Source organism: Enterocloster clostridioformis (assembly GCF_020297485.1).
GTDB lineage: Bacteria > Bacillota > Clostridia > Lachnospirales > Lachnospiraceae > Enterocloster > Enterocloster clostridioformis.
Genome location: NZ_JAIWZC010000001.1, coordinates 62,649 through 75,048, shown reverse-complemented (window position 1 = coordinate 75,048; position 12,400 = coordinate 62,649). Strand labels below are relative to the sequence as shown.

The 12,400-nt window shown below is 50.6% G+C and carries 10 protein-coding genes; all 10 read right to left on the bottom strand.

The window, feature by feature from the left end:
* Positions 1-30: 30 nt before the first annotated feature.
* On the bottom strand, positions 31-1,281 hold the full coding sequence (locus LA360_RS00345; RefSeq protein WP_022201646.1) for an L-rhamnose isomerase: 1,251 nt from the start codon (positions 1,279-1,281) through the stop codon (positions 31-33).
* A 48-nt stretch (positions 1,282-1,329) separates the two neighbouring features.
* Positions 1,330-1,698 (bottom strand): L-rhamnose mutarotase, encoded by a 369-nt coding sequence (gene rhaM / locus LA360_RS00340; RefSeq protein ID WP_022201647.1) that lies wholly within the window; start codon positions 1,696-1,698, stop codon positions 1,330-1,332.
* Positions 1,699-3,123 (bottom strand): rhamnulokinase, encoded by a 1,425-nt coding sequence (gene rhaB, locus LA360_RS00335; RefSeq protein WP_022201648.1) that lies wholly within the window; start codon positions 3,121-3,123, stop codon positions 1,699-1,701.
* 229 nt (positions 3,124-3,352) lie between these two features.
* Positions 3,353-4,321: an AraC family transcriptional regulator gene (locus LA360_RS00330; protein ID WP_022201649.1), complete on the bottom strand. Its 969-nt coding sequence runs from the start codon at positions 4,319-4,321 to the stop codon at positions 3,353-3,355.
* Positions 4,322-4,410: 89 nt separating this feature from the next.
* A complete protein-coding gene (locus tag LA360_RS00325) occupies positions 4,411-5,037 on the bottom strand; it encodes a hypothetical protein (protein ID WP_225537247.1) in 627 nt (208 codons plus the stop codon).
* Positions 5,030-6,310: an AAA family ATPase gene (locus LA360_RS00320; RefSeq protein ID WP_057571544.1), complete on the bottom strand. Its 1,281-nt coding sequence runs from the start codon at positions 6,308-6,310 to the stop codon at positions 5,030-5,032. The genes LA360_RS00325 and LA360_RS00320 overlap by 8 nt, the downstream gene beginning before the upstream one ends.
* Before the next feature lie 80 nt (positions 6,311-6,390).
* Positions 6,391-8,193 (bottom strand): beta-glucuronidase, encoded by a 1,803-nt coding sequence (uidA, locus tag LA360_RS00315; RefSeq protein ID WP_225537245.1) that lies wholly within the window; start codon positions 8,191-8,193, stop codon positions 6,391-6,393.
* Between the two features lie 17 nt (positions 8,194-8,210).
* Positions 8,211-10,337: an alginate lyase family protein gene (locus LA360_RS00310; protein WP_225537243.1), complete on the bottom strand. Its 2,127-nt coding sequence runs from the start codon at positions 10,335-10,337 to the stop codon at positions 8,211-8,213.
* Positions 10,338-10,365: 28 nt separating this feature from the next.
* Positions 10,366-11,550, bottom strand: coding sequence for a glycoside hydrolase family 88 protein (locus tag LA360_RS00305; protein WP_057571570.1), 1,185 nt, complete (start codon positions 11,548-11,550; stop codon positions 10,366-10,368).
* Positions 11,551-11,555: 5 nt separating this feature from the next.
* Positions 11,556-12,392 carry a carbohydrate ABC transporter permease gene (locus tag LA360_RS00300; RefSeq protein WP_022201655.1) on the bottom strand — a complete coding sequence of 279 codons (837 nt, stop codon included), beginning with the start codon at positions 12,390-12,392 and terminating at the stop codon, positions 11,556-11,558.
* Positions 12,393-12,400 lie beyond the last annotated feature (8 nt).

Sequence of the window (12,400 nt, the reverse complement as noted above, 5' to 3'; positions counted from 1 at the left end):
GCTTAACCGTCTCCGGCTCCTTGAACCGTATTATCCGCGCTTTGAGAGCACTTCCTTCTCGTAGGCTTCGGCTTCCTTAAACCACTGCTCCTTCACCGGAACCTGGTTTATCTGGCAGAAATAATCCCATACGTCCCCAAATGGATATGTTTTAAGCTCTTCCTGCTCCATTATAAGCTCCGTAAACCTGCGCTCCTCCTGAAGCTTTGCAAGCTTCTCATTTGGCATCAGCAGGGCGTATAAAAGGGCCTTCTGCATGTTTCTCATGCCCACCACCCATGCGCAGATTCGGTTGATGCTGGCGTCAAAGAAGTCCAGGGCCAGAAGCACTCTGTCCGGGTCATTCCTGACGATTTCCTTGGCAATCTCCCTTGTCTCGTCGTCAAAGAGCACCACATGGTCGCTGTCCCAGCGCACGGGACGGCTTACATGGAGGGCAACCTTGTCTGAAAACAGCAGCATGGAGGATATCTTATCAGATATCATTTCCGTGGGGTGGAAATGGCCGCTGTCCAGCAGACACATGATTCCCCTGGCGGCCGCATAGTTCATATAAAACTCATGGGAGCCCACGGTACAGCTCTCCATGCCAATGCCGAACACCTTGGATTCCACCGCGATAAGCACCTTGCTCTTGTCGTAATCCATGGACAGAATCTGGTCCAGGGAATCCTTAAGCCTGGCCCTGGGGCTCATGCGGTCAGCCGGAATATCCTTGAAGCCGTCGGGAATCCAGATATTCATGGAGCAGGGACTTCCCAGCTCCTCGGCAAAGTACTGGGAAATGCGCACACAAGCCCTGCAGTGGTCAATCCAGAATTTTCTGATTTCAGGGTCCTCACTGGACAGGGTGGCATTCTCAGCCTTTGGATGGGAGAACATGGTTGGGTTAAAATCCAGTCCCAGTCCTCTCTTCCTGGCAAACTCCACCCACTTTGCAAAATGCTTTGGCTCCAGTGCGTCGCGGTCCGCTTTTTCCCCATCCGTGAAAATGGCGTAGCTGGCATGAAGATTGATTCTGTGCTTGCCCGGAATCAGGCTCAGCGCCTTGTCAATATCCGCCATAAGCTCCTGGGGATTTCTGGCCTTTCCCGGATAGTTGCCCGTTGCCTGGATGCCGCCTGACAGACTGTCCGCGCCCTCAAATCCCATAACGTCATCCCCCTGCCAGCAATGCATGGAGACAGGGATGTTCTTAAGCCGCTCCACTGCAGCGTCCACGTCAACCCCTAATCCGGCGTAAATTTCTTTTGCTGATTCATATCTTTCCTGTATATTCATGGTTCTCTCCTTTTCACCATCAAATCTTACTCAAATATCGGTCAACTGTTAATTCAAATGAAACACTGGTACAAAATCCACGCATACCGGACTGTTGTCTGCACGGGTTTCCATGATGTCAGCCATATAGTCCCACCATCTGCGGTTTATGGGCGTATCTGCTGATTTGGCCCAGAGCTCCTCGTCCTCCACCTCCAGATACCCATAGAGCACATTGGTTTCCCTGTCCAGAAAAATGCTGTAATTATGTCCGCCGTACTGGTGTATCATCTCTTTCATCTCAGGCCACAGCTCATTGTGGCGCTTCTCATATTCCTCTGCCATACCCGGATTGAGGAACATCTTAAATCCCTTCCTTACCATACGGTTCTCTCCCTTCATCGAATCCTTCAGCGTAACAGCCCGGGCTGTTACCATTTAGCAAACCTTCTCAGACGGTTCATAGGTCTTTATTTCAAATGAGCGGAAAATGCTGTCCCTGGCCTCCTCAAGGCTCTCAAACTCCTTCCCCTCTATCATCTGCACCGCCAGATTGCCGATGGCCGTGGCTTCCGTGGGCCCCGCGTATACGGTCTTTCCTGTGGCCTTTGCCGTCAGGCGGTTTAAGTAGTCTGCGTTGGCCCCGCCTCCAACGATATGGATGCAGTCATAGCGCACGCCTGTAAGGGCCTGGATTTCCCGGCAGCAGATGCGGTAGCAGTCCGCCAGGCTGTTGTAAATCACAGCCGCCATCTCCCACTTAGTCTCAGGAACCTGCTGTCCGCTCTCCTCACAGTATGCCTTCACCGCGCCGCACATGCTCTCAGGAGCCAGGAAACGGCTGTCATTGCAGTCCACAATGGAGGAAATGGTTTCGCGGGAAGCCCTCTCGCATATCTCGCCAAAGGAGTAATCCTCCCCTGATTCCTTCCACTCCTTTCTCACGGACTGAATCATCCACAGCCCCATGATGTTCTTAAGGAAACGGTACCTGTACTCATATCCGCCCTCGTTGGTAAAGTTGGCCTCCATGCTCACCTCCCGGCAGTCAGCGTCCTTAAGCTCTGTCCCCATCAGGGACCATGTGCCGGAGCTGATATAGAGTACATGGCCGCGGTTGGACGGTACGGCCGCCACGGCGGAACCAGTGTCGTGTGTGGCCGGAAGCACCACCCGGCAATCCAGACCTGTCTCTTTCCTCACATCCTCACTGAGCCTTCCCACCACGGTTCCCGGCATGGACAGCCCGCCAAAAAGCTTCTGCGGATATCCCAGAGTTTCAATCAGTTCCCTGTCCCAGGTACGTTCAGAGGGATTGACCAGCTGGGTGGTGGTGGCATTGGTGTACTCCTGTTTCTTTACCCCGGTCAGCAGGAAGTTTAAGTAATCCGGTACCATAAGGAAGCTTTCCGCCTTGGAAAGAATATCCGGCTGTTTTTCCTTTACAGCCATAAGCTGGTAAACCGTGTTGAAAATCTGTTTCTGTATACCGGTCCTCCGGAACAGCTCCTCCCTGGAAATCCGTTCATATACCTTTAAATCCATTCCCTCGGTGCGCCTGTCCCTGTAGCCGGCCGTCTTGCCCAGCACTTGTCCCTGTTTGTCCAGAAGTACAAAGTCCACGGCCCAGGTGTCGATGCCCATGCTCTCCGGGTTGATACCCAGTTTTTTACATTCTCTCATTCCAGCCTTGATTTCCTCAAAAAGCCCATTGAGATTCCAGCACAGGGTACCGTCCACCATTTTCATTCCATTGGAAAAACGGTAGATTTCCCGAAGTTTCATCTTTCCATTCTCCATCCGCCCCAGGATATGGCGGCCGCTGGACGCCCCTATATCCACCGCAAGATAATAACGGTTCACTGTCCTACCTCCTCGTTATGAGCACTTAGCGTCTGTCCTTTAGACGCTTACGTGCGATACATGTCACTGGCACTTAGCGAGGTCTTTTACGAGCTTAGTGCAGTGACTCATTGCTTCCATGATATAACAGATAAAGCAAAAAAATAAGAACGTCATTTATGAAAAAATGCGTCCTTATTTGCACATAAACACAATTTGAAACCGAGGGGCATTTCATCCCCGGGATATTCTATCCTGTCTTTCTGTACTCCCTGGGCGACATACCGTAATAGGTCCTGAATATCCTGTAAAAGTAGCTGGTATTGTCATACCCCACAGCAAAGCTCACATCCGCCACCGGCATACGCGTATTGTGCAGGAGAAAAGCGGCCTGGTTCAGCCGCTTAATCTGCAGCAGTTCCTTGTAATTGCGGCCCAGCAGGCGGTTTATGGCCCGGCTGAGCCAGTACACGTCATATCCCGTCAGGGCTGCCAGCTCTGTCAGGCTGCCCTCCCGGTAATGCTCGTCTATGTAACGCAGCACCTGCAGGGTGAGCTGCTGCTCAAAGGATTGTCCGCTGTCGCGGTTTACCCGGATCCGTCCCGTATAATGCATGAGATGGCGCAGCAGCAGGCCCATGGTGGTCTGGTTCATGGCCTGCATTCCCTCCCGCTCATGCATAAGGGACCACACCAGGTTCTCCACCAGGTTCTGGACCGGCAGCACATCCGCTATCTGGAAATGAAGATAGCGTCCATACCTGGTATCATCACAGAGACATCCCACAATAAAATCCCGCAGCAGGTTCTCCTCCTCCCCCATCATACGGAAGGCCGTGTCAAAGAATTCAGGAAGAATGATGAAGTTCACCGAAATGTCCTCCAGCCCGGCAGACTGGATTTCCTGGACCGCGTGCTGGTTTAAAAACAGCAGCTCCCCTTCCTTAAGCTTCAGCTCCCTGCCGTCCACCACATGGGTGGTCTCCCCCCTGCACATGTAGATTACCTCCACATAGTTGTGGGTGTGCTCCGGAAAATGAACGAAACGGGTATGGGGACGGATGGTAATAAGCTGTCCGGCCTCCAGCAGCTTATCGCTGTCAATGACCATGTCCCCGCGGTCCATATACAGGGTTCTGTCAATATCCGAACTGCCTCCCAGTATCTTCTGTTCTTCTTCCGTAATGACACTTAGGCTTTGAATCAGCTCCTGGTTCATGTAAATCCCCTTTCTGTATTGGAGAAAACTGATAAAAAGCAATTTTCAGACACACATTAGTGCCCCCGGCGTAAATACGCCGGGTAACACTAGAACGCGAAGTCCCGCAGAAATGTATGTTCGAACACATCCTCTGTCACTGCATAAGCTTCTTTGTAAATGTATCCCTCAAGACGCTTCATGAATTCAGGAAGATAATGTTCATGTTTCAGTCTGTGGTTCTTTAACTGCATGGCGTGATGAGGGTTTAATGTCCCACGAAAAACCAATATATATCTGACATGGGTCCGAAAGAATTGGATTGGATTACCATAATCAAATGGAGGATATTCTATGTTTTTCTCCTTCATTGCATACAAGACATCCATCACCGCATAAACATTAGAATAAGCCTTTTTTAACACACCTGTTTTAGCGTTAGACATCTTTGCATCCTTGAATTCAACGAAATACCATTCATCACACTTATTAATTAAAAAGGCGTCAGCCGTATTGATTGAATCAGCTTCACTCAAAGAATCCGGTAAAATTATTTTCCGGTATGCCTTTTTTGCAAAGATATCCATATCCATTACCCGGATGTCACTGTCAACCAACGAAACCTTACTCTCGCCGCTATATGATGTTAACCGCATATCCGAACATATTTCTAATGAAAACCCATGATATGACATATATTGATTCATGAGTTTCATAAAATCATCAAATTTACTCATCCTTTGTATCTTCCATCTGAAATTTCAATTTATCAAGTGCAATACTGGCGTCTACTAGTTGAGAAAGCATCTCGGCTGGGTCCTCTGTCACATTCTTAAATCTACACCCCGATTCAGATATTTCAGACAAATAGTAGGTACACTTATCGTCCCTTTCATACTTCTCAGCATAATACTGCAATGCCTCCACAAAATGCGGACTATGGGTTGTAAGTATTATGGTAAGCTCAAATACTTTCTGCAAAAGTACGATAATCTCCGCATAACGAAGCTGCCAATCCGGATGTAAATGAATTTCCGGCTCATCTAAAATAAGTACATCCTTCTGTTTCAGGCTTCCATTTTCCAATAAGGTTTTTATTATTACAAACGATTTCAACCCTGTGGACAGGTTATTTATATTCAACCTCTCACCAATTTCACGCTCCTTATAATAATAGGAATGGCTCTCATCCATTAAAAGGGTTCCCGATGATATCTGGTTGATTTTCTGCAGTACCTCCTGTACTTTATCTTCAATCAGCTCCAGCTGTACAATATCCTCAACCACATCAGACTTTCTTTGCAGTTTTTTAATTGTATTCCTTTCCGTTTCATCCGTTCTAATCAGAATAGTATTCAAAGAATCCAGTACAAAAGGATTATCCAGATAGACTGCCTCGTTCAATATATTCACTTGCTGCCGCAACTCAGTACAATTGTTATTTGAAAATATAATCGAAATAGTCTTATTGCCAATTACCGCATCAATCGCAGCACTGGCTGATGGCTGATAAATATTATTTATCTCCGAATAAAAAATACGATTGAAATAAGCTGACACTACCGATTTTGTCAATCTCTCTATCGGCAAATGTCTGATCCTGTCAATTTCACCGTTAATGTCCTCTAAAGTTTCATCTTCATTTGTTTTTTTATCTTTTAACATACCAGCAAATTCTTTGAGGATTTGTTGCTTTTCTTCCTCCGAATCCAGTATGGCAAGTTCTTCCGCATAGCGTATCATCCGGTTATGAAATCTGGAAGCCGAACCAAAATACCCGTCACTCTGCATTGATATATCTTCCATTTTTCTCTTCAATACCTGATATATTAAATCCCGTTTCTGCTTTACGATTTTTTCTTCTAAGTTTACCAATGAATTAAACAACGAAAATACAATCTTGCCAATCGTACTTTTTCCTGTATTATTATTACCCGCAATGATAGTGATTCCATTTAACTCCAGGTCCGCTTCTTCTATTTTGGCAACATTCCTAATTCTTAATTTCATCTCAATCTCCTTGAACGGCGCTGTCATTTTGCTTACAAATTAGTATAACAAAAGGCAGACACTTTGAAAAGCCTTTCCTTTTATTTATATCCAAAATTCGGAATCCCATTCCACCTGCGCCTGAGGCCATGGGCTGCCAGCTTGGGAGTACGATCCCTGGTAAAGATTCCCTTGCGGTTGCCGCCCACACGCATGGGCCCTTGTACCGTTACAAAGTCAGCGAAATTCCATATCTGTTCTCCTATGAAGAAGGGACGTTTATCATTCTCACAGTTAATCCGCTCATAGTACTGGTCCTGGTATTCCTCACTGAACATTCCCGGCACCATCTGATGGATGCCCGCCACTGCGTCGGCCCCGTATTCCGTCAGCATAACAGGCTTTTCCTGTTCCGCCCAGAAATCCAGTTCCATGTTCCATCCATTACAGGCAGCATCCAGGTCGCCGCCCAGGTTATACCAGCCATAGTAGCGGTTCAGGCATACCACGTCCATGGTCCTGGTGGTGATATCCTTTGTGTAGTCATTCTGGCAGCACACCAGCGTCACAGGACGGTCCTGGGGGTCCTCTCTGTGGGCCAGCTCATAGAGGGGATGCCAGTAGTCATATGCCTCCTGGGGATAGTGCTCCAGATCCGGCTCATTTCCCAGGCTCCACATCACCACGCAGGGATGGTTCTTGTCCCTCTTAATCAAGTCCTTTATAACCTGCTCATGGTGTTCCCCGGTGCCGCAGGCATAGGGATTTCCATTTCCGCCCATGTTCAGCCCCACCGCAGTTGTCTCGTCAATTATCACGATTCCCTCACGGTCGCACAGGTCGTACATCTCCTCCGCATATGGGTAATGGCTGGTGCGGAAGGAATTGGCCCCCAGCCAGTGAATCAGGTTCACGTCCTTTACATTCAGACAGAGGTCCAATCCCCTCCCCCGGAAAAAAGAGTCCTCATGTTTTCCGAATCCCTTGAAATAAAAAGGCTTTCCGTTGAGCAGGAACTGTTTTCCCTTTACCTCCGCAGTGCGCAGGCCAAAGGGCTGTTCATACATATCCGCTCCATCTTCCCCTGTCAGTGTGACGCGGGCAGTATACAGGTAGGGTGTTCCCGGCCATGGCTCCCACAGGCGTGGCTCCCGGATGGTCATGGTTCCTTTACTTCCCCGGGAGCGGGCGGCCACATTCCCCTCCCGGTCAAGGACCTGAACTTCCACATCTCCCTGTCCCTCTGTCTCTATCTCATATTCCACGTTTCCTTCCAGATCAGGCACCAGAGTAATGTCTTTAATGAACTGCCGGGGCGTGGTGTAGAGATACACGGGTCTGAAAATACCTGCATAGTTGAAAAAGTCAAAGTTTGGGCGGTTCTGCAGCTTCTGCTCCCGCTTGGCCTGCTCCACGCTTGGAATGCCCGCATTGTCAGAACCGAAAAACGCTGTCTCTGTGGGGTCATTTCCGGCAGGCAGGGTGGAATGGTCCAGCCGGTTATCCACTGCAACGGTGAGAAGCAGGCTGCTTCCAGGCTCTGCCAAATCCGTTATCTCTGCCTCAAAGGGCAGAAATCCGCCCTTATGGGTACAGAGCAGGGTATCCCCCAGCCACACCATGGCACTGTGGGCCACCGCGCCGAACCGCAGCCACAGTCTCTGCCCCTTAAGCAGAATGGGCACGGTAAGCGTCCTCTGATAATAGGCCCACCCATAATGGTCCCTGTATTCCATTACATCCTTCTGGTCATTGTAGCTGGCCGGCACCGCCACAGGCTCCCCGTCTCTTAAGAGTCCAGGCATGGGGGCCCGTGCCGCAGAAGTCTCCTGGTCCAGCTTAAAATTCCATATTCCTCCCAGTTCAACGGCCATGCGGCTTTCATTCTGTCTCACGCTTAACATGGTGATATCCTCCTTATCTAATAATCCAGGACTGTTCCGGCCAATGTTTCCCTGGTCCGGTCAAATACGATTATGGTTCCAAATCCCATACAGCCCTCTGCCTCCACCATATCCGTAGGGGAATTCACCTCCTGGTGGCAGATTACAGCCACATAATCCCGTCCATTGCCTTTCAGTCTCACTGCTTCCGCCATGGAATCCGGATATGTGATCCCCTTAAGAGCAGACTTTACAGGCACCTTTTCCACCTCGCAGGGCCTGTAGCCATCCCCGGGACCGCCCTGGATGACCGTCAGAAGGGAGGAAAATCCCTTCCTGTCCGCCTTCACCGTGATACAGTCCCTGTCCACGGCCCTGTTATAATCCCTGGCAATACGGCTGGCGCCTTTTTCTGCCTCCAGCCCGCTTCCCAGAAAGGAAAACAGCGCACGGGTATGACTGGTCCAAAACTCTGCTTCCAGAGACGGCCCTGTTCCTGCTCCTGTTTGCGCCGTGTCCGCAGCAGTCCGGCCCTGCCCGCGTTTATCCGCTGCCCGCAGCGTAACCCGGCCTTTTTCACTGAAATGCCAGTACTGTCTGTATTCGTGGCTTCCCCCTGTGTACAGCTCATCCGTCACAATATAGATATCAGGTTTGATATGGATAATCCTGCGGTTTACCGCCACTGCGTCTTCCCTGTCCATGTATCCCAGGTGAGCGCCCTGTACCAGCTCGTATTGTTCCGTAAATCGGTGCTGCCGCTTCACGGGAGCGCAGAGCTTGGAGCACTCCCAGGAATCCCTGCACACGGTAAAAAACCGGTTGTCCACAGTGATGGTATTGTGGGCCGTAGGGTCCTTAAAGGCGAAGCGGTCCGGTCCCGGCACATAGGTAAACCGGCCTGCGTCTGTCAGCACATCCTCCCCGCCTATAACCAGGTCCACATGGAGCTGGTCTGAATGTCCGTGTCCTGCCCCCATGGTCCCGCAGTGGAAGTGAAGCAGGTTTCCCTCCTCTCCCCATCCGTCCCTGAGGTAGTAATTTCCGCTGTCCTCCAGGGCGGCTGACTGAAACTCTGGCATGGCGGTTTCCATGTCCCGGTATTCCTTTGCCGCCCGGATTCCCAGATCCCATGCCATGTCATACTCCAGGCAGGGCGATGCGCCAAATTTCAGTACCGGGTCGTGAAACAGCCATGCTGCCGCTGAAATGGTGTCCCGTATATCCCCATCATCGCTGTCGCCCATCAGGAACTGCCTGTGGTCCGGTTTTTTCCAGGCAAGATTGGCATAGGCCATTTTCCTGACAGCGGACCGGATGGACTCCGGCACATGGATATGGTTTCTCTGAGCCAGAACCAGCACATCCTCGTAGCAGTGCAGCACCTCATTGTGGTAAGAGGGCGACTGTTCCCACTGTACCCCGTCCCCCATAATCTGAATTCTTGCCTCCATCTCCAGATGGGAAAGGGCAGTGTCCACATACCGTTTCCTCAGTGCGTCATCCGGCATGGCAACGCCTATTTCAAAGAGACCATGGTTTTCAATGACACCCCAGTTGCTTATGTAGCGGTATGGGGAATGCATGCGGATAATGTACTCGGCATGCTGAATCAGGCACTTATAAAACGCGTCCATTACCTGGTCTGTCAGCGCCTGGCTGTCCTTAAAATACCAGATGGCCTTGACCCAGAACTCCCCTCTGAAACCAGCCTCCAGGATTCTCCATGTGGTATTTTCCGTCTCCGGCGTCAGCGTCTGTGTGCCGATCCAGTCCATAAGCAGGTTCACAAACGTTCCGGCGTACTTCTCGTCCCCGGTCATCTGGTAAGCCTGACCTAAGCAGATAAAGAACCTGTGACGGTTAAACTGGAAAATGAATTCCTTGTCATCCCCTGGCATATACCCCCAGTCAATCCTTCCCTCCGGAAATTCCACCGGCTCCCAGGTCCTCTCCAGGTCCTGTTTTAAGTCAAAGAGAAAAGAGCTCCGGCACACCTGGTCTGCCACCCTGAGGATGTGGCTGCATTCTCCGGGCCATTCCCTCATGCAGTAATCCGCTATGGCAGCCGGGTCATCCATGAACATGGTCCCCTGTTTTCTGTCAAAAAATATCTGTTTCGTCATCTGTGTCATTCCAATCTGAGCCATTTCAATCTGAGTCATTTCATATACCTCTCTTGCCGCGCCGGATTTACCAGTAGGGATTCCAGTCCCTGCATATCCTGGTCAGGGCCTCCATGTAGAAATAATCCCCCCACAGATTGCACTCATCTACCCCATAGTGATTGCAGGTATTGTAGGGCGAATGATTGGAGTAGGTGCTGTGGAGCACAAGGCCGTTGGACTTGCTGTAATCCTTCACGGCATAATTGTCGGCCAGGGATTTCATCAGCCTTCTTGCCATACCGGTGTATCCGGCCCCCTCGCCCGGCTCCATGTAACGCGCCATCTCCAGGAGACCGCAGGCCGCAATGGAGGCGGCCGAGGAATCCCTTGGCTCCTCATCCCCATCCCCAAATTCCAAATCCCAGAACGGTACCAGGTCCTTTGGAAGGCGCCTGAAAAAATAATCTGTCACGCCTTTGAACAGATTGACGTAAGACGGTTCCATGGTACACCTGTATCCAATGGCCGTACCGTAGATACCCCAGGCCTGGCCTCTGGCCCAGGCAGAGCCGTCCCTGTAGCCCTGGCAGGTGGCGCCATGGTCCGGCTCCCCTGTTTCCCTGTTAAAGAAGAAGGTGTGCCAGGTGGAAAAATCCGGGCGGATTACATTGGCCAGGGCCGTGCGGATATGGGCCTGGGCTATATCCCTGTATACGGACTTCCCTGTCTCCTGAGATGCCCAGTAAAGAAGGGGCAGGTTCAAAAGACAGTCAATTATCAGCCTGTAATTGTCCGGGGCATTTAAAGGACCCCAGGCCTGGATGAACTGCCCCCGTTCATGGAACCGTGTGGTCAGCTGGTCAGCCGCCTTGACGGCAGCCTCCCTTCCCACGCCGCTGCCTGTCAGTTTATAACCGGCCACGCAGGAGGGCGAGTACATGAAGCCCAGATCATGCGTCTCCACATCCGTCCTTTCATTGATTCGCTTCAGAAAGCTTTCCATCTGAATATCACCGGCAGCGCGCAGGCGGCTGTCCCTGGTGTATTCGTATGCCAGCCATATCTCGCCGGTCCAGAATCCGGGCGTCCAGTCCACATTGTCCGCGGGCGGATAAAATCCGTTCTCGCTGTAGGCCCGGGGGAACCGGCTTGTAAACCGGGGCAATACCCGAAGCACCTGCCCGGTTGCCGCTTCGAGCGCCTCCCTGGCCTCTCCTTCCGTTATCTCCGGCATATCAGCCAATTTGTCCATATCAATCCATTTTTTCATCATGTCTACCCCTTCACGCCGGTGGCTGCCACGCCTTCCACAAAATACTTCTGAAGTGAAAGGAACACAATCAGCACAGGAATCAGGCTCAGGACAGATGCGGCCATGATTAATCCGTACTCAGAACCAAACTGGCTGATGAACATGCGCAGTCCCAGCTGCAATGTCTTTTTTGACTCCGTTGTCAGGTAAATGAGCGGTCCAAGGAAATCATTCCATGTATTTACAAAGGTAAATATGGTGAGCGTGGAAAGGGCCGGTTTCGACAACGGCAGCATAATTTTGCTCCAGATGCGGTATTCGCTCATACCGTCGATTCTGGCCGCCTCACACAGTTCCGTGGGGATTCCCTCATAAAACTGCTTCATCATGAACACGCCAAAAGCCGAAAACGCCTGCAGAAAAATGATGGACAAATGGGTATCTGCCAGTCCCATGGAACGCATCATCATGAACTGGGGAACCATATATACCTGCCACGGCACCGCGATGGTGGCAATGTAGGCCATAAACAGCAGTTCCTTTCCCTTAAAGCTCAGCTTGGCAAAGGCATACGCGGCAAAGCTGCTGGTAAGAAGCTGTAAGAAGGTGACAATCAAAGTCAGCTTCACAGTGTTAAGCACAAATTTCCCCAGAGGTATCCTGGTCCAGATATCCAGATAATTCTGCCATCTGGGGTTGGTGGGAATCCACTGGATGGGAAAGATGAATACGTCCTTATCCAGTTTAAAGGAAGCTGAAAGCATCCACACAAAGGGCACCAGCATGATAAGGGCCATGGCTGTCAGCACGATGTAGAGAACCACCTTAAATATCTTTGATTTTGTATTCTGAACTTTCATTCCGGCTC

What these genes read in the sequence shown, in the direction of transcription:
- LA360_RS00345 (WP_022201646.1), bottom strand. Translation starts at nt 1,281, where the DNA reads ATGAATATACAGGAAAGATATGAATCAGCAAAAGAAATTTACGCCGGA.
- rhaM (WP_022201647.1), bottom strand. Translation starts at nt 1,698, where the DNA reads ATGGTAACAGCCCGGGCTGTTACGCTGAAGGATTCGATGAAGGGAGAG.
- LA360_RS00330 (WP_022201649.1), bottom strand. Translation starts at nt 4,321, where the DNA reads ATGAACCAGGAGCTGATTCAAAGCCTAAGTGTCATTACGGAAGAAGAA.
- LA360_RS00325 (WP_225537247.1), bottom strand. Translation starts at nt 5,037, where the DNA reads ATGAGTAAATTTGATGATTTTATGAAACTCATGAATCAATATATGTCA.
- LA360_RS00320 (WP_057571544.1), bottom strand. Translation starts at nt 6,310, where the DNA reads ATGAAATTAAGAATTAGGAATGTTGCCAAAATAGAAGAAGCGGACCTG.
- uidA (WP_225537245.1), bottom strand. Translation starts at nt 8,193, where the DNA reads ATGTTAAGCGTGAGACAGAATGAAAGCCGCATGGCCGTTGAACTGGGA.
- LA360_RS00310 (WP_225537243.1), bottom strand. Translation starts at nt 10,337, where the DNA reads ATGACTCAGATTGAAATGGCTCAGATTGGAATGACACAGATGACGAAA.
- LA360_RS00305 (WP_057571570.1), bottom strand. Translation starts at nt 11,550, where the DNA reads ATGAAAAAATGGATTGATATGGACAAATTGGCTGATATGCCGGAGATA.
- LA360_RS00300 (WP_022201655.1), bottom strand. Translation starts at nt 12,392, where the DNA reads ATGAAAGTTCAGAATACAAAATCAAAGATATTTAAGGTGGTTCTCTAC.